Source organism: Pelagicoccus enzymogenes (genome assembly GCF_014803405.1).
Taxonomy (GTDB): domain Bacteria; phylum Verrucomicrobiota; class Verrucomicrobiia; order Opitutales; family Opitutaceae; genus Pelagicoccus; species Pelagicoccus enzymogenes.
On sequence record NZ_JACYFG010000042.1, the window covers coordinates 64,456 to 85,209 of the forward strand.

A 20,754-nucleotide genomic window follows, 5' to 3' on the forward strand; every position below is an offset into this window, starting at 1 on the left:
TCGGCAGGTCGCGGTAAGATTGGGAGAAGTCTGGTGTGAGCCGAGGGTCTACAGGAATTGGGCAATCTTGCTTTCGTCTGCGAGGTGGGCGAATTCGGTTTTCGAGAGCAGCTTGGCCAGGCAACGGGCTCGGAATTGGGCTGGGGTCGTTTGTCGGTCCGTCGCGAGTTCCGCGAGGGAGCTGAGTTCCTGCTCGTCGAGCTCCGGCGCCTTGCCGGAGGAGGTGACGTGTTCAAGGGCGAGCAACATCAGGACCTGCTTAAGCTCTAGGCTTTGTTGTGTTGCGGAAAGCGTTTTCTTCGCGCTGTCGAGGAGCTTGGCGAGTTCCTCGTTGCAGTAGGTAGCGAATTCCAGTCCGAATATGTCGAGAGCGGATGCGTATTCGCTTTCGGAATACGATCCTTCGTCGACGGCAGGGTCTCGAGGGTCGACTCCCAGGTTTTGGGTCCACTTTCTATTCTGGTTCAGCGTAACGACTGATTGGAGCTGGATTTGCTCGAGCACGGGCGATTGCAAGCTGATGGGGGCTTCTGTCTCGAATTTGTAGACGAGCTCCTGGCTCGTGTACTCGTAGGGGGTCTTCTCCTCGCTGATCACAAGCGTGCTGGGAACGAGGTAAAGGTCTTCCAGGATCTTCAAGTGATGCGGGTAGGGCTTCTGCGGTTCGATGGCCATCGGCATCGAGACCGAATTTGCGGTTGCTTCGGCAATTTGCAGATGGGCTTGGGCTTGCTCGTAGGCCGGACTCGGTTCCGGACCGGCGGGAGGGGGCGTCGCGTCCAAGATTTCCTGTGCCCGTTTCAGGTCGTCTTGGGCCTGACGGTAGTCGCTATCGTCAAGCGATTCGATGTAGTACTGGTAGCGGGCATCGTATGTATCGAGCTCGGCTTCGTAGATTTTGGCGGCCTTTTCGTATTTCTCCACCAACTTGAGGAAGTCTGGATTTGGCTCCTCGATGATGGCTCCGGGGATTATGGATTCGTTGGTCTTCTCTTTTGTCGTATGCGAAGAACGGATACTACCGACATCGATTTTAAGCAGGAATTCGGGGCTTGCTCCGCGGGCGTCCACGGAAGTGAGCCGGAAGTCCTCGCCCCAGCGCCGCTCCAGGCTGCGCGATATGTTTTGGGTCAACTGGGGATCCGCGTTCGCTGGGATGTCGATAGCGAGTCCAAGCTTCTGGTCGCTCTGCTTGAGGAGTTGGCCGATGAGGTAGGATTCGGCGGGGAGAATTTTCTGTCCTCGGGTGGCCTCCTCCCACTTGCGAGCGATCATGGTCGCGGTGGCCCCGGATACGGATTGTTGGACTTGGGTTCCGAAGATGGAGGCAAGTCCCGCTTCGTTTATCTTGGATTCGATGTGGCTCAACTCCGAAACCATATTGAGCCGGCCGAGACTGGAAACTCGGTCTTTGAGGCGTGTGGTGAAATCGGAGTTTAGAAGTCTGACGACGAGCGTTGGGTCCCCGCGATAGTATTGGGAGTAGGGGGCTAGCCGCCCGATGCCGGCTTCCAGCGGCATGCTGTCTTCGCTGGCTGCGATGACGGCTTGAATGGCTTGGCTCTTCAGGTTTCGCAGTTCAGCGAGCAGCTCTTGGTCTTCCGGTTCGGGTTGGGCGGTCGCCACGATTTCTTCGAGGAGGCTGATGCGGCGGTTGAGATTGCTCTCGGGGACTGCGAGCAGATCCTTCTTCAGTTTCTTTACGAGGGCGCTGGGACGGGTTTTCCGAAGGATGACGGTTTCCTCATCGTCATCGTTTGTTTCCTCTTCGACTTCGGGGCGTTCTCGTTCCTCCGTGAACCATGGGTCGGGTTCCGGCTTGTCCTGAGCGGAGGTGAAGGTGGAGAAGGGGCACAGCAATGCGATCGCGAGCACTGCGGAGTAGCGGTAGTTCGATTTCGGAGACATGGGGCAAGCTCTCGTTTTTATGTTTGCTCGAGTGGGTCCGCTCGGTGCCAAGGGGGTTGCACGGCGGGTTTCTCGATTTTCGTTTATGTGGCCGACTTATGGAAAAGATAAGTTATTTTTCACGGGAGTCGACTCTTACTATACGATGAAACCGCGGGGATGCCTTCGAATTTTTCTCAGGCTGTGACGTTGCAAAGCTGCCTCCGCGAAAAAGCCCGCTCAGCGTTGGCTGAGCGGGCTTTGAAAGGTGCTTTGGACTAGTCCAGCCGGGGCGATTTAGGCCTCGATTTGCGGACGAGTGCTGTCGGGCCAGTCGATGTGGAAGAACTTGCCGCGGGGTTGGTCGACGCGCTCGTAGGTGTGGGCGCCGAAGTAGTCGCGCTGGGCTTGCAGGAGGTTCGCTGGGAGGCGCTCGCTGCGGTAGCTGTCGTAGTAGGACAGAGCGGACATGAAGGTCGGGATCGCTACGCCGCAAGAAGCTGCAGCTGCGATGACCTTGCGCCAGTTCTTTTCGCAACGCTCGATCTCGCCCTTGAAGTAGGGGTCGAGGAGGAGGTTGGCGAGGTTTTCGTCGCGCTGGTAGGCTTCGTAGATCTTTTGGAGGAAGGCAGCGCGGATGATGCAGCCGCCGCGGAAGATCATGGAGATTTCGCCGAAGTTGAGCTTCCAATCGTACTCTTCCTGGGCGGCCCGCATGAGCTGGAAGCCTTGGGCGTAGGAACAGATCTTGGAGCAGTAGAGGGCGTCGTGGATGGCTTGTACGAACTCTTCCTTGTCGCCTTCGAAGGCGTCGAAGATCGGGTTGATGATCTTGGAGGCGGCGACGCGCTCTTCCTTGACTGCGGAGATGCAGCGGGCGAATACGGCTTCGGCGATGGAAGGGGCGGCTACGCCCATGTCGAGAGCGTTGACGGAAGTCCACTTGCCGGTGCCTTTTTGGCCGGCGGTGTCGAGTACGATGTCGACGAAAGGCTTGCCGGTGACGGGGTCGTCTTGCTGGAGGATGTCGGTGGTGATTTCGATGAGGAAGGAGTCGAGCACGCCCTTGTTCCACTCGCCGAAGACCTTGGACATTTCCTTTGGCTCCATGCCGAGGAGCTTGGACATGATGGCGTAGGCTTCGCAGATCATCTGCATGTCGCCGTACTCGATGCCGTTGTGGACCATCTTGACGTAGTGGCCGGCGCCGTTTTCGCCGATGTAGGTGGTGCATGTTACGCCCCCTTCGACAGGCTTGCCGGGAGCGGCGCCTTCGATGGGCTTGCCGGTTTCGGCGTCGACCTTAGCGGCGATGGCTTCCCAGATGGGCTTGAGTTCGTTCCATGCGGACTCCTTGCCGCCGGGCATGAGGGAGGGGCCGAAGCGGGCGCCTTCTTCGCCGCCGGAAACGCCGGAGCCGATAAAGCGGAAGCCTGCTTCGTTGAGTTCCTTCTCGCGACGGATGGTGTCGGTCCAGAGGGCGTTGCCGCCGTCGATGATGATGTCGTCCTTCTCGAGGAGAGGGGTGAGGCCTGCGATCACGGCATCGGTCGCCTTGCCTGCTTGTACGAGGATGATGATCTTGCGGGGACGCTTGAGGGACTGGACGAACTCCTCGAGGGTCTGGGCTCCGAAGAGGCCGCCGGGAGTGTCTGGGTTTTTCGCGACGAACTCGTCCGTCTTAGAGGTCGTGCGGTTGTAGACCGAGATCTTGAAGCCGTGGTCGGCGATGTTCAGGGCCAGGTTTTGACCCATGACGGCGAGGCCGATGAGTCCGATGTCTGAAGTTGCTGTCGACATAGTGATACTTATTAGAAAGGGCGGAGAGTAAAGCCCCGCTAAAAGTCTCCAGCAAGCGCTAAAAAGCGATTCGTGTTGGGTATCGCAACAAATCCCTGCTCTTATGAGCGGGATTGCCAGTATTCATGAAGTCGATTTCGGATCCGGAGGTGCCCTGTCCGCAATGCGGTCGGCGGGGGCGGATCTTGCGCCTAGGCTCCGGAATTCGGCAGGAACTGGGCGATCATGTTGACCATGGGGGTCAAGATCTCGGGCTCGTTGCGATAGTAGACCCAATTCATGAAGATGATCATAGCGGTTGCGGCGATGATCGGGTACATGACGAGCTTGGGCAGCGACTTCAGGGTCTGCCAAACCGAGAACGCGAAAATCAGGCCCAGTACACCGACGGCGTAGGGAAACCACGCTTGGTTGTAGAGAGGTTGAAGGGACTGAAAGAGTTTTTCCACGTAGTGCATGAGTTAGGGACGCATCTGACTGTTTCTGTCTATCGGCCCTTGGGAAGCTCGATTAAGTCGCTTGGTGGCAATTCACCCAATCTGTGGCTCCTCTTGAGTAGTATTCTTTCTTCCAGATAGGGACTCGTGCTTTGATTTCCTCGATAATGTACCGGCAGGCGTCGAAGGCGGCACCACGATGGGCGGCGGAAACGCCTACCCAAACGGCGATCTCTCCGATTTCCAGCAAGCCGACTCGGTGCTGGGCGATGGCCGCGTCGATCTCGAATTTCTCGAAAGCTTCGGCGACGATGCGTTGTCCCTCCTTGTTGGCGAGGGCTGGGTAGGAGGAATATTCGAGTCGATCGACGGCTTCGCCTTCGTTGTGGTTTCGCACCCAGCCTTCGAAGGTGGCGAGGGCGCCGGCGTGGGAGTCGAGCAGGTGGCGTTTCAGCTTGTCGGGCTCGAGCGGGTCGCCGGAAATGGAGAATGCGGGTGAGGTGGACACGGGTGAGGCGGAAGAATAGGGTGAGAGGAGGTTTCAGCCGCCGGCGACGGGCGGGATGAAGACGACGTTGTCGCCGTCGTTGAGCGGGGCGTTCCAGTCGGCGAAATCGTCGTTTACGGCCACTTTGAGGGAGGACGTCGGCAGGCCGAATCCGTGTTTCTGGACGAGTTCCTCGTAGAGTTGCTCCGCGGTTGCGGCCTTGGTTTCTACGGTCTCCTCGTCGAGGCCGCGTTGTTCGCGCAGGAGGGCGAAGTATTGGATCTTAAGCTTGTTGGGCACGGGAGCTCGGTTCGAGACGTTAGGTTGCGGATTGGTAGTCGCCTGACTTGCCGCCGGTCTTTTCGAGGAGTCGGATATCCTCGATGACAATGGCTTTGGACAGGGCCTTGCACATGTCGTACAACGTGAGGGCGGCTCCGCTGGCTGCGGTGAGGGCTTCCATTTCCACGCCGGTCTTCGCGTCCGTCACAGCGGTGGCTCGGATTTCGACTCGGACGTCGTCGACCGCTTGGATGGTGACGGAGCACTTGGTGAGGGGAAGCGGATGGCAAAGCGGGATGAGCTCGCTGGTCTTCTTGGCGGCCTGGATGCCGGCGAGGATGGCGGTGTGGAAGACGGGGCCTTTCTTGCTCTGCAGCTCTTGGCCGTCGAATTGCCGCATGATCTCGGGAGTGAGTTGGACGAGAGCTCGGGCTGTTGCGGAGCGTCGGGTGACGGCTTTGTCGGTGACGTCGACCATTTGCGGCTGCTGGTTTTCGTCGAGATGAGTGAAAGGCATTTTAAGGGTGGTTGGGAGAATGGTGAATGGGTGAATGCTGGCTAGCGAGGCCAAGGATAGAATTGGAAGGCTTCGCCTTCGGGGAAGACTTTGCGGGCTTTGGGCAGCTCGATGAAGCCGTCCGTTTGGGCAACGGAGACGAAATCGCCGGAGGTATTGAAAAGGGCGGGTTTGACCCAGAGCTCGCCGCTGGGCCGCGGGTCGGCGACGGCGGGAAGGAAAAGGGTGAGCTCCGGCTTGAAGGTGAGGTCGTGCTCGAGCTTGGCGTAGACGGGCTGGCTTTTGGGCAAGCCGACCCATTTCTCGAGGGCGGGGATGGCGTAGCGTCGCAAGCAGGTGAAGCAGGAGACGGGGTTTCCAGGGAGGGCGAACACTGGCAGGCGGTTGCCGTCGCGCGAGAATTGTCCGTACCACATGGGCTTGCCGGGGCGTTGGCTTACCCATTGGAAGCGGATGGATACTCCGAGTTTTGCGAGCGTTTCGGGAATGTAGTCGTACTTTCCTTTGGAAATGCCTCCGGTGAGAATGAGGGAATCGCAGCGCGTCATGAGCTCGCGGAGCTTTGTTTCGATTTGCTCTTGGTCGTCTGCAATATGAACCAGCTCCACGCTGGCGAAGCCGGAGCTCTTCAAGGCCGCGGCGAGCGTGATGTCGTTGGAACGGCGAATTTGGTGGGGTTCAGGTGCTTGGTCGATGGATACAAGCTCGTCGCCAGTGGAAACGATGGCGATGTGGGGAGACTTCGAAACCACGAGTTCGGACTTGCCGACGGAAGCGGCGATAGCGATTTCCTTTGCGGTCACGAGACGTTGAGGGGCGAGGAGCTCCTTGCCGGCTTTGGCGTCGCTGCCTTGCGAGTGAACGGCCGTATGGAAGTCCAGCTGCAGGCCGTCGGGAAGGTGCGCGATGTCGTTTTTGATTTCGATGTCTTCGATCTTGACCACGCAATCCGCTAGTCTCGGCAGCGGGGCGCCGGTCATGATCTCGAGGCAGCTTTTGACGTCTGGCAATTCTTGCTGGACGGCTCCGGCGGGAGCGGTGCCGGCGACCTTGAATTTGCGTTGCCCGGTGTTGTAGGAGGAGCTGTTGATGGCGATCCCGTCCAGAGTGGCCCGGTCGAAGGGGGGCAGGGCCCGATCGGCAAGGATTGGCTCGCGCAGGCAGCGTCCGAGAGCGGCGTCGATGGAGACGGTCTCTGTTTCAATTTCCCCGATGCTATCGAGTATGAGTTTCTCGGCTTCCTGAACTGTAATCACTAGGGCAGCACCATTTCCATTTTTTCGTCTTGGGCAAATAAATCTGCGCCTTTGCAGTTCTAGGCTACGGGTTTTGAATGAGGGAGCTCGCGTAGGTAGGGGATAGAACGGGTTCCCCTTGAGTTCATTTTCGGGGGCGTGAACGCGCGGAGATCCGATCTGGAATGTCGACTCGAGCGTAACCGTGGCGCGCTTGAGAGAAGGGCTACGTTTAAGTCCGTTCTCTCGCGTATCCTTGGAGCAACTACTCTTGGTAGGTGAAGGTGCCTTGTACCACGTAGTCGTCGACTGAGTCCGGATCGTAGTCGGGAGTGGCGTCGCGGATATAGGCGCTGCCGCCGGTTGCGGAAGTCCAGGTCAGGTGAAACTGGATCTCTGGGATGCTGGCGTTGGTTTCGAGGAGGCGAACGAGTAACTGGTCGCGTTCCGAGTCGAGCCGATACCATTCGTACTCAGCTTGGTAGCTGGAGTCGAAGACGGTATAGATTGCGAACTGCCCCTCGTTGAGCTCTATGGTTTCGACGTAGGTTCCGTTACTGGAAGTGACTACGATGCGGGCTCCGGCCCTGTTCTCTGATTTGTGTCCTTGGATTTCAGATACGCGAACGTATCGCGAATCGCTCGTGCCGGAGAGTTGGCTGGCGAAGTCGTAATCGACGGGGGCGGCTCGATCGAGAGGACCTGCCAAGGTGGCGATGTTTTTCCAGGATTGGAGGTCCGGCGAGGCGTTGACGAGGTAGCGAGACTGGGCTTGGGCGTGGATTCTCAGGGAGGGCGCCTTCGCGTTTGCGGCCACGGCTTCCGCTGGCGCGGGCGTGCGGTGCGGGAAGAGGTGCTCCGCGTAATCGAAGGCGAGCGCCTCATCGCCCCGGCGGTGGATTGTCACGGAGTTGATGGTCGCGGGCGAGTCGAGGAGGAAGAACGGTTCGCCGCTGTTGGGGAGATTCGCGATGGCCGCGAGCACGTCGAGGCCCTCGATCGTCTCGCCGAAGACGTTGTGCTTTCCATCGAAGAAAGGCGGGATTTCCAAAGTGTCCTCCAAGGTAAAGAAGAACTGGGATCCGTTGGTATTCGGGCCGTAGTTCGCCATGGAAAGCGTGCCCGCTCTCTCGTGAGTGAGCTGGGGCTGGACCTCGTCGGGCCAAGTGTAGCCCGGTCCGCCGGTCCCGTCCCCTTGGGGGTCGCCGCCTTGCAGGAAGGGGATGTAGCCCTCGGTTCCCGGAGCGATGGCGGAGTGAAAGGTTAAGCCGTCGTAGAAGGGGGATTGGATAGCCTCGCCGTCTTGGTTCCAAACCGGGATGTCTCCTTCGGCCAGTCCTACGAAATTGGCGCAGGAGATGGGAGCTTCCCGGTAAAAGAGTTTTGTGACGACCTCGCCCTCGCTAGTGTCGAATACGGCGTAGATGCCGTCTTCTTCCGGGGTGAAGTCAGCCAGAGTCGCCAGAGTTGGGAGAGTTAGGAGCCAGAGGCAGGTCGCGAGTTTTTGGATTCCTGAGTTGGGTAACAATTTCCTGGGGTCGAGGGTTAGGGAGTGGAGAGTTCGAAAAAGCCGGTGACGGGGAATCTTTGAGGCACGAAGTAGGGGGGCTGGCTGCTTTCGGTTCCGTGGAAGTAGTCGTCTATCCAAGCCACGTAGCCTCCTAGGTTGCCCTCGATGAAGCGCAGGTAGAAGGTCATGACTTGCTGGCTTTGGGTGACGATTCTCAGGCGCGCCCCGTTGGGGAGGCGGTGGTATTGGTAGGCGAGAATTCGTGCGTCCGGCAGGTTGGGTACGCTTACGATTCCGAAGCGCTCGGGATTCTCCGTGTCGTCGCTGTTGCTGTTGAATTTGAATGACCAAGTGACGGTTTGGCGGGCTCCGAAAGGGTGGTTGAAAATGTCCGCTTCAAAGGTGGCGTTTGGAATGCGCTCCTCGTAGGCGGTGGGGTCGGAGACGGAAAAGAGCTCGAGGAAGAGCTTTTCCCGTCCCGCTAGGTCAACTTCGACGTCGGACGCCTCTCCGATATTCAGAAAATCTTGCGACCAATCGCTCAAGTCCTCGCTTTCTTGCAGCAGGAGCTTTTCGCCCGCGGCGGCGGGAAAACGGAACGCGGGTCCGTCGTCTGTTTGCGCGAGGCTAACGTCCTTGTTGACAGCTTGGATCACGGGCAGCTCGTAGTCCTCGATGTTCCAGTTTTCGGCGGCCTCGCCGCGTCTGAGGATTTTGACGCTGTGGATCACAACGTCTTCGAGCGGTTGATAGCCTTGGTCGACGCCGACTCCGCTGATGGCTTCCACCACCTCGGACCCGTCCTCCACGACTCCGAAAACCGTGAAATGGCCGTCCAGATAGCCGGGCCCGGCGGAGTTGGCGGAGGGCTCCACGGTTATGAAGAATTGCGATCCGCCGGTGTTTTCTCCGACGTTCAAGAACTCCAGCGCGCGCTCGTTGAATTCCTCTTCGCTCGGCGAGGTGACCCAGCGCTGGCCAGAATTTTCCTCGCAGGGAAAGCAGTAGTTGTTCGCCATGGAGATCACATAGGGAATCTCGTGGCTCAAGTTGGGATGCATTTCGTCCGGGATGCGGTAGCCAGGGCCGTTGGCCTGGTCGTCATCGGGATCGGGGTCGCCGGCTTGGATCACGAAGTTCTTTACCACGCGGTGAAATATCATCCCGTCGTAGTAGGGTTTGGCCGAGAGGGCCTCGCCGGTTTCGTTGGAGAAGTAAGGGATCTTTCCTTCGGCCAATCCCACGAAGTTGGCGGTGGTGAGGGGAACGCCGTCGAAGGCAAGCTTCACCGTAAACTCCCCCATGGAGGTGTCGAAAACGGCGTACATCCCGTCTTCCGTGGGCTCGAAGGCCGAGGCGATTTGTGCGATGAGGGCGAGAAGGGCGATCGTAGCGGTACTTTTCATAGGGACGGGGCGGGCGCGAGCTCGCGCGAAGGGCTATACGTAGGTGGGCTCGGGGTGGATTCGAGTCTATAGAACGATCCCGCTGCCTTTTGTTGCTCTTGGTTAAGAATGCTAGCTCTTTTCTGCCAAGGAGACCCCAAGGGCTATTCAGTCGGGCATGGCGAAGGTCCTGCGGACCCTACTGAGGTGAATGCCTGAATTTTCTAGGTTATTTTGCTAGTTTACGTGTTTGAAGGTTGGATACGTCCGTTAATAAGGTTTCAAATTGTTCATGATGAGCGCTTATCGCTTATCAAATTGCATATTTATTCCATTCATAACCCGATGATTACGCACGGAGGCGAGCTCGAAGCCGCGATCCAGAAGAACCTAAGGGGTATGGGTGGGATCAACCTAATGAGCTCAGCCGGTAAAAAGTTAGTAAGTGTCTTGGTTGTGGATGGGGATCGCCACTTCTGCAATACCGTGCGAGCGGACGCGAGTTTCAACCAGCCAGGCTGGGTGGTTCGCATTGCATCGAATCGGGAAGAAATGGTTCGGGCGATTGGGGACGCTCGGGTCGATATCTTCATCGTGGGCGGTGGCCTGTCGGACTGCGGTCCGATCGAGGCCTTGCAGAAGTCCAAGGAACTTTCGCCCAACTCGCTGCGCTTTTTAGCCTACTCGGAGGCGGAGAAGGATTTGTTGAGCAAGACGGTGGGCTTGACCCATCGACGCGTGGAAAAGCCTGTCTCGCCGACTGCCTTGAACCTTGCGGTCCGTCAGGTGTTGGTCACGCACTTGCGTATCCGCAAGCCGGAAGTCGCCGCGATCGTGCGCGACACCAAGGAGCTGCACGTCAACACGCAGCCCATGCAGGAGCTGCTCAAGACTGCTGACGATCCTGAATGCGAGCTGGAGGACTTGGCTCGCATCGTGATGCAGCATCCGACTGCGGTAGCCACCATCCTGCAAGTGGTGAACACGGCCTTCTACGGCACCACGGGCGATGTGGATACGATCGAGGAGGCGCTGCAAATTTTGGGCATGGATTTCGTTCGCAACTTGGCGATCACGGAGCTGGCCAAGAAGCAGCTCCGCTTGAGCCCCAGCTTGCACGAGTTGGCGAACTCCATTCTGCAGCACTCCATCGAGGCCAGCCAGTACGGGCTGCGCATGCGCCAGTACGTGAAAAACCTGCGCCTGGTCCAGCAGATCAGCAGCATCGCCTTGCTGCACGACCTCGGAAAGCTGGTGCTTCTCGCGGCCAAGGGCAACGACTACGCGGACCTGATGGGCCAGTCGGTCGACTCCAACACTCCGTCCTGGAAGCTAGAGCGCGAAGCTTACAAGTGCGACCATGCGGCGATCGGAGGTTTCCTTTTCGCAATGTGGGGATTGCCGGAGGTGATCGTGCGAGCGGTCACCTGGCACCATCAGCCGGAGAAGGTGGGCGAGATGGATTATTGCGCCACCTCGCTTTTGCACTTCGCCAACTACGCAGCCCATTCCAACCAAGGCGTGTCCTGCTATTGCGGCGACCGCTTGAACGAAGTTTTGGCGGAAAAGTTAGGCTTGTCGCCAGATTTCGCATACGACTTCGAGTGATTTTTTTCACGCAAAAGCCGCGATCGGAACCGAGCGCGGCTTTGTTGTACCGGAAAATCGTGTCGCCCTCCTAGGCGAGCGAACGCATCTTCTCGACGCATTCCTTGAGGGCGGGGACGGGGTTTTCGGGATCGGCCTCGTATTCGAGTATGCTGACGCCCGAAAAGCGGTGCGCCTCGAGCTCGGCGAGCAGTCCTTTGAGGTCGAGGTTTCCCTCGCCTACGACGGTGTCCTTCCACTGGCCGTTCCGCTCGAATACGAAGTCCTTAAAGTGAATCCCGTAGAGTTGGCCTGCGTATTTTTGGGCCCATTCGATGGGGTTGCCGTTCTTGGGGCCGATTTGCATGGCCCACGCTGTATCCATGCAAAGTCCGATCTGGGGAGTGCCGAGGCCTATCAGCAATTCGAGCACGTCAGGCTGCCCGCCGAACATGTAGCCGCCGTGGCAATGGATGCCGACCTTGATGCCGTACTTGTCGCTCCAGGACTTCACCTGGCTGATGGCTTGATTGAAGGTGCCGACTTGGAAGTGGGCGGAGATGTGCTTGGCTCCGGCGGCTGCGGCGCATTCGAAGTAGGACTCCTGGTCGGCGTTTCCGACGAAGGTTTGCACGCCGATGGAAACGATGGAGATGCCTGCATCGTCGTAGATCTTGATGTCTTCCTTCCAGTTGTTGACGTTTTCAAAGTCGGCGTGCACGGCGCAGACCTCGATTTTGTTGAGGCCGATTTCGCGGACCTTGGATGCGACGTCGGCGTTGTCCTTGAATTCGCGGAAGCAGTAGCTTTGTACGGCGAGATTGTCTAGTATGCTCATCGTTTCGGGGATCGGTTTTTGTGTGGCTATAGATTTACGGATTTACCGGTGCGAGTCGACTGGGCGACCGCATCCAGGATTTTCTGCACGACCAGCGCTTCCTCGGCGGTGACGAGTAGGGCTTCGCCATCGAGAAGATGGTTCGCGAAATTATGGAAACGGTCGCAATGCTCCAATGCTGGATTTGCGGCGACATTGTCTACGATCTGGTAGTCGGCGTTGAGAGGATCGTTTCGCTTGTAGAGCTTAGCCGGATACAGGCTGGCGCCCATTTCCGTTCCGAACAGCTCCACGTTCATGCGGTTGGAATCAGCGATGTGGGCAGCCCAAGAAACCTCGAGGCAGACGGTCGCCCCGTTGCGCATCTTGATCATGGCGGAAGCGAGGTCGTCCACGTCGAAGGTGGTCTCGGTGGCGTCCGAAATTCCCCAACCGCCTTCTCCGAGTCCGCGGTTGCCGAACTTCGTGTAGGTGGTGCCGTAGACGGAAACAGGATCGAAGTTGCCCATGGTATGCAGGCAAAGGTCGAGGAGGTGGACTCCGATATCGTTGATGGCCCCGGCCCCGGCCATGGCCTTGTTGCCGAACCAAGTTCCCAGCTTGGGAATGCCTTCTCGGCGGAACCAGTAGGCTTTCGCGTAGTAGACTTCCCCCAAGGCTCCGGTTTGGGCGATCGCCTTGATTTTCTGAGAGTCGGCGTTGTAGCGCTGGTTCATTCCGACAGTGAACACGCGTCCCGTTTCCTTGGATACGCGAATCACGTCCGCCGCTTCGCTCGCGTCCATGGCGAAAGGCTTTTCCAGAAGCACGTGCTTGCCGGCTTTCATCGCCTCGATGGCGAGCGTCGCATGAAATTTGTTGGGGACGGCGATGTAGACGGCGTCGACCTCGGGGCAGGCGAAGAGCTGTGTGGCTTCGGTGAAGCGGTGCTCGATGTCAAATTTGTCTGCTAGCTCCGCAACCCGCTCCTTGCTCAGGTCTTGGACGGCGACGAGTCTAGCTCGAGGGTGGCTCTTGAGCGATTCGGCGCTGAAATGGGAGATCTTTCCGGCGCCAACGAATCCGAAACGTACTTCTTTCATCTTTGGGTAGCTTTTTGAGGGGTGGGAATGTCTGAAGGTTTGGGCAAGGGGAGTAAGGGATCAATTCGATAGCATATCAAAAAACTAGGATTGTATTTCGAAAAGCACGCTTCTGTGATGGGGCATGCTTTTCGAGGGCGAACAGTCATTCCCGGTGTTGAGGTCAGTCGTGCACTACCATCAGATGGCCGGCACGCAGCCCGTTCCTCATCCTGTGGGGCGCGGTTGGGAGATCGTCGAGGTCGTGACGAGCGGGCGCGGTTGGGTGCAGATCGATTCCGAATGGGTAGAAGTGCTTCCGGGGGCTTTGTTGTGGCACATGGAGGGAGACTGCACGATCGGCCGCAGCGATCCGGATGAGCCCTACAGCTGTTTTGCGGTTCGGATCGAGGGAAGCTTGGCCCCGCGTCATGTTCCTCGGCTTTCGTTTTGGCCGGAGGTGGGGCAGGTACAGGCTTTGGCGGCCGAGACGATTCGCATGTTTTTGGACGAGTCCTTCGATCGCTCGGCTCTCTTAGACTACCTGTATTCGAAACTGAGATACCGTTCCCTGCTTTACGAGTATCGAAGGGATACGGTCAGCGTGCCGGAGCAGTTGCGTTCGGTGCGGGCCATGATTGAGTCACGCTATGCTGAGAGCTTGAAAGTGGAAGCCTTGGCGAAGGCGGTTGGCTGGAGCGTTCCTCACCTGCACGATCGCTTTCGGGCTCACTTCGGAACATCCCCGCGTCAGGCGATCTTGGAGTGTCGGCTGCGCTCAGCGAGGGAGCAGCTCGTGGGAACGGGTTTATCTATCAAGGAGATAGCGGTCGCCACTGGCTTCACGCACAGCTCCGCCTTTTGCAGCTCCTTTCGCCGCGCCATGGGCATGACGCCCAAAGCCTACCGCGACGCCTATTACTTTGGGTGATTTTGGTTCTGAATAGAATCCTAGGGAGTATTTTAGTCGTCAGTGAGAGCGAGAGATAGCTAGGGTTGTCATTGTGAATAGTGTGTTTACTCGGATCATTCTCGTTTGGGGCTTGGGGGTTGCATCCCTACTTTACACCATGCGCGCTCCTATCCTAAGCGGGGGCGAGTTGGGGCTCGTGGGACAAATTGATGGTCGGTTGATGATCGCGACCTTTGAGCACGGCTACAATTCGCTCTTTTCCCACCAAGATTGGTTCAGCCCACCATGGTTCTATCCCACGTCTGGTACTCTTGGATACACCGATACTTACTTGTTGAGCCTATTGCCTTATTCGCTTTTTCGAGCTATCGGTGCATCTCCACTCAATTCGATAACGGGAGTCATAGGTGTTTTGTCGTTGTTGGGGTATTGGGGCTTTTTTGTATTGTTACGTCGATTGAACGTTGGCCTCGTAGTCTCTTGTTGGGGGGCTCTCCTGTTCGTTGTTGGTGCTCCGATTCAGCTGGCATTGAGCAATACACATATTCAATTGCTGGCTGTTTGGCTAGTGCCTATGGTGATCGTGCTCTTTTGGAATGCAATTCGAGCTATCGAATCGAGTTGTTGGAAGGCCGGAGGTTGGTTGGCTGGTGGAATCGCTCTTTTTGGACTCATAGCCGTTAGTTACTTTTACACGGCTTGGAATTTTTCTTTTGCCGTGCTGTTGTCGATGTTCGCTGCGTTAGTTTTGTTCCGACACTCCCTGCCCCCTGTCGGTGGTTTGGTTGCTGGTCTTTCGAGGTGGTTCAAGCCGAGCGTCTGGTTGTTCCCCTTTGTCGCTTTTGTTTTAGCTTCTATTCTGTTTTTGTCGATCTACTTGCCAGTTCGCAGCGAGATGGGTGGGAGGCATGTCTCTGATGCCCTAGCCTCCTTGCCTGAGCTTCGCCACCTAGGCATTCAGAGTCGTACTAGTATCTTTTGGAGCGAGTGGCTTGGCTTTCAGCCCAAGGTCTCCGAAGGGGTTTTAGGGCACGAGGTAGCGTTTGGGTTTCCTTGGTTTTTTCTCGCGACCTTTCTTACCGTTGCCGTTTTTTCTATTTGCCGGCGTTCTTCGCTTCACCTGCACCTTCCGGCTGTGTTGTCGCTTGCCGTTGTGTTGGGCTGGATATTTCTCCTGAGAGTGGGGGAGTGTTCATTGTGGGTACTCGTATTTGAATATCTTCCAGCGGCGGATTCGATTCGGGCAGTTTTTCGAATAAATATGGTTCTATACGCCATAGCATTGGTTCCGGTCTGCTTAGTCGCTGAACGATTTGTGAGAGGTCAGCATTCTCCATTGGCTCGTGTTTTGTTAGGTGCATTGGCCCTTCTTCTAGTTGTTGAAAATGTCCAGCGATCGAAACGCGACCCGGTTTCTAATGCGGAAGAATCTGCTTTGCTCGAGATCGCAATGGATAATCCCCCTCCTGATTCAGTTAGAGCATTTTTCGGTATTCGTGACGAGCGAGTAGGGTTAAGCTGGGACGCTTTGAAGGGAGTGAGCCTGTTGACGCATGTTGAGTCGATGCGTCTCGCCGATTATTGGGGAATTCCTACAATAAATGGATATTCAGGACAATTTCCCAAAGGCTGGTACTTAGAGCTGCGAGCGCTCGAGGGGGAATTCTTGCCTCCCCTAAAAGACTGGATCCATCTCAAGTCAATCGAAGGTGAGATTGGCGTCTTCAATCTCGAGAGAAGGACTTGGTCTTTGTATTCAGAGCGGGAAAAGACGTACATGTTCGAATCTTTAAGCAAGCTCGAAGAGCTGCGGAACCAGCGTCTGGAATTCGGGCGGAGTTTTGACGCGAGCCTGGCGCTTCTCGAGTATGGCTTTGGGGCGGCTGAGAACACGGGGCGTTGGTTGAGCGCCGATTCCGCTTCTTTGTACGTTCGTTTATGCAGCGTCGAAGATGTCGAACTTCACGTTGAAGCGAGCTACTTCAATGGAAGTCAGGCTACCCCAGTTTATCTGAACGGAGTTAAGTTAGGGGAATTTGATTTCGACCAAACTGATACTATCGTATTGCCTGCCCCGTATTTAAAGACTGGAGAATGCTATCAGAATATTGAGTTCAGGACATTCGATGCCGTCTCGCCGGCTTCCCTCGGTTTGTCGGGAGACAATCGAAATCTGAAATTATGGATTTCGAGCCTTCGTATCCAGTAGTTCTGCTTTTTTACCTTTTGTGGTTTCGAGCGAACTCGCTGCAATGATAGCAACAATGGCTATGGGAATAAGCGCCAAGTTTTCAGAAGAGAAGAGGTCTAAAATCGAATCTATGAGAGTGGCACCTTGTTGAGCGTAAGAAAGGATGTTCAGTGTAGGGTAATCGTCGAAAAAACTGAAATAGATCCCCATCGTAAAGTAGTACGCAGTTGCCGTTGCGATGAAAGTCAGGCCAATAGCGCGTTTAATCCACTTTGATGATATGCAGGTTAGTGGCAAAAGCATAGTTGCAACTAGGCTAGTCGAGAAAAAGAAGGCGGTTATGTTTTTGTAAGAACCCTCTGCGATCCAGCCCCAAAAAAATTCAAGAACTGTACAGTATCCGAGGAGTAGCCAGTAGAGGCCGTAGGGGCTTCTCTTGAGTTTGTTCCGATGGAAGAATAGTGCGATTGCTGGGAAGAAAACGAAAATAAAGACGCTTGGAATGGTGTAGAGAATCAAAGCTACAGTGAAGACGACGGATACTGCACGCTTGTTAAAATTGCCGCTGAACGATTGAACAGCGAAGTACAAGGCGCAGCTGGCGAAAAAGGAGAGCAGCGCGTATGCCCAAAGAGGAAGGGCAATCGATAGGGTGTTTTTAGAGTCTGGTTCTGGGTACCATTGCACTCCTCCCAGCACAAAGCGGAGGGTTGGTTTCAGTATTCCCGGTTCTGGTGACTTGTAGGAATAGAGTGAGAGAATGTGAGCCTTGTTGCGGTCGGATTCAATTTCGTACCAACGATTGCTTGAACTGGCTTGAGACGATCGATTGAATAGGCCGACTGTCGCCTTATAGCGAAATGGATGCGTTTCTTGCTTTTCTGCGACGAACCAGTGGAGCGAAGGAGATGGTTTGTTTTCAGCTATGAACAATGGGAATAATGATAGTATTTTTTTATATTTCTCTCCTCGCTGTATGTTTTTGATATGGAAAGCGGGGAGCTCGATGTTGGGAAACTTAAGATCTGCCCAGTAGTGATTCTCTAGTACATAGTTGAATTTTATTATTAGTTCATTATCGGATTCGGGAAGGTTGAGCTGACTTAGGTTGTATCGGTGGTTGAACCATGACTTCTTGCTCCCATCGATCTGTTCGAAGAGAGACCTGCGCCCGTCCTTCAGGAGAAGTGTTCCGTCGCTGCTGTAAATTTGAAATGAGAGGCGAATGCCTGAATCAAGTTTTTGTTGGGTGATGTATTCCCCATTGAAGACCAACTCGTTGCGAAGTGGTTCGAAGCTGACGTTTCCAGAAATGGATATGGCATTTGAGGAGTACTCCAAGTCTGATAGTATTCTATCGGGAGTAGTTTCCTCTAGTTTGACGAGTTGGAGATTGTTCGTAGGACCCAACTTGTGCTCTTGGGAGGCTGCTGTGATTGCGCTTCCGAAAATAAGCAAAAAGCTTGCAACCTGAATTATGGCGAGCGGTTTCATTTCTGTTGCTTCAAGCCATCGGGGTTAATGAGTGCAAGCCTTGTTAAATCTTGAGCCGCGATAGATGAAGGTATGACGCTTGGCTCATTCCTAATTACGCTCATCAACTGGCCATAGGGATTTAGGATGGGGCGAGTGGAGTTTAAGGAATTTCCTGAGAATGTATGTGGAGTCTCGATTCCTATTGATTCGAGTACTATGACGGGGAGGTCCGATAACGCGGATGCCTTTTCAATCGTTTGCGGTTCGTTTTGCAGACCGCAAATTATGAGCGGGATGCTCTTGGGGAAGCAGGGGATATCTGCCAATTCCAGTTTTGATGCCAGTCGCTTCGCTAAAGAGCTTTCGTGGTCGCTGTAGATCGCGATTATAGAATTCTCGATTAGATTCAGCGATTCGAGTTTTGAGAAGAAGAACGCGATCGAGTTGTCTACGTATCTCAAGGAAGAGATATGATCCATCAATATGCCTTTAGAAGGCATACCTCTGCTACGAGGAACATATTGGTAGGGATGGTGGTTGCTGAGCAATATAATATGCGCGAATGTTGGTTGATTCGCTGTTCCTATTTTCTCAGCAGCTTGCGAAAGAATGGACTTGTCGGAAATTCCCCAGCCAACGATTTCACTGTCATCTAGGTCATCGCGAAAGAAGCTCTCTTGGTATCCTAGTTGATCGTGCGCTGTTTCTCGGTTCCAATATGTTCCTTTGTTACCGTGGATCGAAAATGTGTAGTAGCCTGCCTTATTAAGCACTCTTGGAAGGCTCGGTAGTATTGATAAGTCGAAGTTTTGGTAAATGGGAGTGTTGGGAACTGGCGGGAGGGAAGCAATTGCTAGAAACTCTCCGTCAGTTGATCGTCCTGCGTTAGTTATGTCTATTACATTGGAGAAATTCGTATGGCTATTCCCTAGTTGAGATAGGAATGGCATGACTTTTTCTCCGTTGTGTTTCGCATTTACGCTGATGTAGTCGACCGATTCCAATTGGATGAATATGATGTTTTTCTTTACTGGGATTGTCGGACTCTCTGACGTGTACTCGTTCTCGCTTCGAACAGAGTTCAAAAACGAAAGAAACGGTTGAGGGTCGGTGTTTAGAAGCTCCTTTTTATCGCGGAATGACTTTAGTGAGAGCTGGATTTCATTGGCGATATAGCCTATAAACCCTATCCGATTGACTACTTGATTGTTCGTTTGCCGCCCTTGTACCCACCTCCACTCCACGAGGTTTGTAGCGATAAAAGTTAGGCAGAGAATTGTTGAAATCGCCCAAATTCTGAATGGTGTTACAAGGGGTTTAAGTCGTGTCATTCCTATCCGAGAGCGCTTAGTGCTGTGTTAAGTCTAGAGTCAGCATTCTGAACTCGAGCGAGGCAGTGTTGGGGATTCCTAGGGTTTTGATTTTTATCTCCGTTTGCCCGGTTGAAAGGTACGTCTGACCTAAGTCGAGGGGGGCGAAGTCTTTGACGTAGGATTCTCCGTTTTGGGAGCGGTCGACGCGGTCGCGCTCCCTGCCGTAGGCAGGGGGCGTGTGGGCTTTTTGGATACGGGCGGAGGTTTGGCGCTCGCCGGCGGATAGGATGATTTCCGTGCCGACTGCGGACTCGGGCGCTGCGTAGAGGATTGTTGCCGTGTAGGTGCCGGCTTGGCCGACTTCTACGTCGAAAGTGATGCGGTCGGCGTCGCTGGTCCAGCCGGTGAGGTAGGAGCAGTTGGGCCAGCGAGCGGATCGTTTGATGTTGCCGCTCCATTGGGCGTCGCGGGCAGGAAGCTGGGTGCTTGCTAGGCCGGGATAGCCGACGGTGAGGGGGCGGCTTTTGTTGAGGTTTTCTGGGGTTAGCAGGGCTTCTTTCCACGTGGAGACGGCGGCTGTGAGGGCGGCGGCAAGGTCGGGCTTCGCTTGGGAAAGGTCGCGCCGTTGTTCGCGGTCGCTGGGTATGTGGTAAAGGCGTCCGGCGTAGTCGAGGCGGTAGTCTTGGCTGCGGGCGCTGACGCCTTCGTGCCAATAGGAGTAGAGGAGTCGCGGGGGCGCTTGCCAGTCGTGGTCGTTCAAGAGTTCAGGGGCGAGGCTGATGCCGTCGAGGCGTTTTTGGGGCTGGTATTCGATGTGGGCGAGTTCTGCGAGGGTGGGAAGCAAGTCGATGGAGCCCGCGATCGTTTCGATGGTGGTGTCGGCCTCGATTTCGCTCGGGTAGCGAATGAAGAGCGGGGAGCGAACGCCGCCTTCGTCGGTGCCGCCTTTCTTGCCTTGCATGCCGCCGTTGTAGCGCCAGCCGTTGGGTCCGTTGTCGGTGAAGTAGACGACGATGGTGTCTTCCTCGATGTCTAGCTCGTCGAGGCGAGCGAGTAGTCGAGCTACGTTCTGGTCGATGTTTTCGACCATGGCGAGGGCGGCTCGGGTATGCTGCAGGTCTTCTGTTGCGGGATCGGTGGCTCTGGAGGCGAGCTTTTTTCCTTCGAAGCGGGCCCAGTCCTCGTCGGTCGTTTGCATGGGGGAGTGAGGAGTGGGCAGGGCAAGGTAGGTGAAGCTGGGGCGACCTTGCTTGTGTTGCTTCTCTATGAACTCGATGGCGGCGGTGGTAAGGCGGTCGGGCAGGTAGCCGGAGCTTTGGACCATTTCGCCGTTATGGTCGAGCAGGGCGTCGAAGTAGCTGCCCCAGTGCCCGGAGGTGAACCCGTAGTATTCGTCGAAGCCGCGGGTGTTGGGGTGGTAGGGGGCTTGGGTGCCGCTGTGCCATTTGCCGAAGGCGCCGGTGGCGTAGCCGGCGTCTCGGAAGACTTCGGAGATGAGTTGTTCGTCGGCGTTGATGCGTTCGCCTCCGGCTCCGGTGGAGTACACGCCGCTGCGCGGATAGTAGCGGCCGGTTAAGAATTCGGCGCGAGTGGGCGAGCAAACGGGCTGGACGTAGAAGTTGGTGAATTGGGCTCCCTGGCTCGCGAGTCGGTCGAGAGCCGGGGTATTGAGGTTTTGGTTACCGTGGAGGGAGAGGTCGCCCCAGCCTTGGTCGTCGGCGAGGATTACGATGACGTGCGGGCGCTCGCTGCTTGAGGCTGCGGAAAGGTTGGATCGAGAAGGGTAAAGGGTGAAAAGGGTAAGGAGTAGTAGGAGGGGGCGCATGAAACCTTAC

Annotated in this window: 17 protein-coding genes; 3 read left to right on the forward strand and 14 right to left on the reverse strand. The window is 55.8% G+C overall.

Going from position 1 to position 20,754, the window contains the following annotated elements; all coding sequences use genetic code 11:
• Nucleotides 1-48: 48 nt before the first annotated feature.
• The 9 genes from IEN85_RS18500 to IEN85_RS18540 all read right to left on the reverse strand — a co-directional run bounded on the left by IEN85_RS18500 (nucleotide 49) and on the right by IEN85_RS18540 (nucleotide 9,561).
• Nucleotides 49-1,908, reverse strand: coding sequence for a hypothetical protein (locus IEN85_RS18500; protein ID WP_191618598.1), 1,860 nt, complete (start codon nucleotides 1,906-1,908; stop codon nucleotides 49-51).
• Between the two features lie 276 nt (nucleotides 1,909-2,184).
• Nucleotides 2,185-3,687 carry an NADP-dependent phosphogluconate dehydrogenase gene (gene gndA, locus IEN85_RS18505; protein ID WP_191618599.1) on the reverse strand — a complete coding sequence of 501 codons (1,503 nt, stop codon included), beginning with the start codon at nucleotides 3,685-3,687 and terminating at the stop codon, nucleotides 2,185-2,187.
• A gap of 191 nt (nucleotides 3,688-3,878) precedes the next feature.
• Nucleotides 3,879-4,145, reverse strand: coding sequence for a hypothetical protein (locus tag IEN85_RS18510; protein ID WP_191618600.1), 267 nt, complete (start codon nucleotides 4,143-4,145; stop codon nucleotides 3,879-3,881).
• Between the two features lie 52 nt (nucleotides 4,146-4,197).
• Entirely contained in the window at nucleotides 4,198-4,632 is a 435-nt protein-coding gene (locus IEN85_RS18515) for a molybdenum cofactor biosynthesis protein MoaE (protein ID WP_191618601.1), read from the reverse strand.
• 33 nt (nucleotides 4,633-4,665) lie between these two features.
• Nucleotides 4,666-4,911 carry a molybdopterin converting factor subunit 1 gene (gene moaD / locus IEN85_RS18520; protein WP_191618602.1) on the reverse strand — a complete coding sequence of 82 codons (246 nt, stop codon included), beginning with the start codon at nucleotides 4,909-4,911 and terminating at the stop codon, nucleotides 4,666-4,668.
• A 19-nt stretch (nucleotides 4,912-4,930) separates the two neighbouring features.
• The gene (gene moaC / locus IEN85_RS18525) at nucleotides 4,931-5,410 is read right to left on the reverse strand and encodes a cyclic pyranopterin monophosphate synthase MoaC (protein ID WP_191618603.1); all 480 of its coding nucleotides are present in this window, start codon (nucleotides 5,408-5,410) and stop codon (nucleotides 4,931-4,933) included.
• A gap of 41 nt (nucleotides 5,411-5,451) precedes the next feature.
• Nucleotides 5,452-6,666, reverse strand: a complete 1,215-nt coding sequence (locus IEN85_RS18530; protein WP_191618604.1) for a molybdopterin molybdotransferase MoeA — start codon at nucleotides 6,664-6,666, stop codon at nucleotides 5,452-5,454.
• A 244-nt stretch (nucleotides 6,667-6,910) separates the two neighbouring features.
• Nucleotides 6,911-8,173, reverse strand: coding sequence for a peptidylprolyl isomerase (locus IEN85_RS18535; protein WP_191618605.1), 1,263 nt, complete (start codon nucleotides 8,171-8,173; stop codon nucleotides 6,911-6,913).
• Between the two features lie 17 nt (nucleotides 8,174-8,190).
• Entirely contained in the window at nucleotides 8,191-9,561 is a 1,371-nt protein-coding gene (locus tag IEN85_RS18540; protein ID WP_191618606.1) for a peptidylprolyl isomerase, read from the reverse strand.
• Between the two features lie 324 nt (nucleotides 9,562-9,885).
• Here IEN85_RS18540 and IEN85_RS18545 point away from each other — a divergent pair, with 324 nt between their 5' ends.
• A complete protein-coding gene (locus tag IEN85_RS18545; protein ID WP_191618607.1) occupies nucleotides 9,886-11,148 on the forward strand; it encodes an HDOD domain-containing protein in 1,263 nt (420 codons plus the stop codon).
• Between the two features lie 70 nt (nucleotides 11,149-11,218).
• Here the strand turns inward: IEN85_RS18545 and IEN85_RS18550 are convergent, their stop codons facing one another.
• Both IEN85_RS18550 and IEN85_RS18555 read right to left on the reverse strand, forming a co-directional pair.
• Nucleotides 11,219-11,965 carry a sugar phosphate isomerase/epimerase family protein gene (locus IEN85_RS18550; protein WP_191618608.1) on the reverse strand — a complete coding sequence of 249 codons (747 nt, stop codon included), beginning with the start codon at nucleotides 11,963-11,965 and terminating at the stop codon, nucleotides 11,219-11,221.
• Nucleotides 11,966-11,991: 26 nt separating this feature from the next.
• Nucleotides 11,992-13,047, reverse strand: a complete 1,056-nt coding sequence (locus IEN85_RS18555; protein ID WP_191618609.1) for a Gfo/Idh/MocA family protein — start codon at nucleotides 13,045-13,047, stop codon at nucleotides 11,992-11,994.
• A 154-nt stretch (nucleotides 13,048-13,201) separates the two neighbouring features.
• On the opposite strand from IEN85_RS18555, the gene IEN85_RS18560 reads away from it, so the two are divergent.
• Entirely contained in the window at nucleotides 13,202-13,957 is a 756-nt protein-coding gene (locus tag IEN85_RS18560; RefSeq protein WP_191618610.1) for a helix-turn-helix domain-containing protein, read from the forward strand.
• Between the two features lie 139 nt (nucleotides 13,958-14,096).
• Entirely contained in the window at nucleotides 14,097-16,148 is a 2,052-nt protein-coding gene (locus tag IEN85_RS18565) for a hypothetical protein (protein WP_191618611.1), read from the forward strand.
• Here IEN85_RS18565 and IEN85_RS18570 read toward each other — a convergent pair.
• From IEN85_RS18570 to IEN85_RS18580, 3 genes are read right to left on the reverse strand one after another with little or no spacing between them, the layout of a single operon-like run.
• On the reverse strand, nucleotides 16,119-17,624 hold the full coding sequence (locus tag IEN85_RS18570) for a hypothetical protein (protein WP_191618612.1): 1,506 nt from the start codon (nucleotides 17,622-17,624) through the stop codon (nucleotides 16,119-16,121). The two genes, IEN85_RS18565 and IEN85_RS18570, sit on opposite strands and share 30 nt — an antisense overlap.
• Nucleotides 17,621-18,937: an LTA synthase family protein gene (locus IEN85_RS18575; RefSeq protein WP_191618613.1), complete on the reverse strand. Its 1,317-nt coding sequence runs from the start codon at nucleotides 18,935-18,937 to the stop codon at nucleotides 17,621-17,623. The genes IEN85_RS18570 and IEN85_RS18575 overlap by 4 nt, the downstream gene beginning before the upstream one ends.
• A gap of 16 nt (nucleotides 18,938-18,953) precedes the next feature.
• Entirely contained in the window at nucleotides 18,954-20,744 is a 1,791-nt protein-coding gene (locus tag IEN85_RS18580) for a sulfatase-like hydrolase/transferase (protein ID WP_191618614.1), read from the reverse strand.
• Nucleotides 20,745-20,754 lie beyond the last annotated feature (10 nt).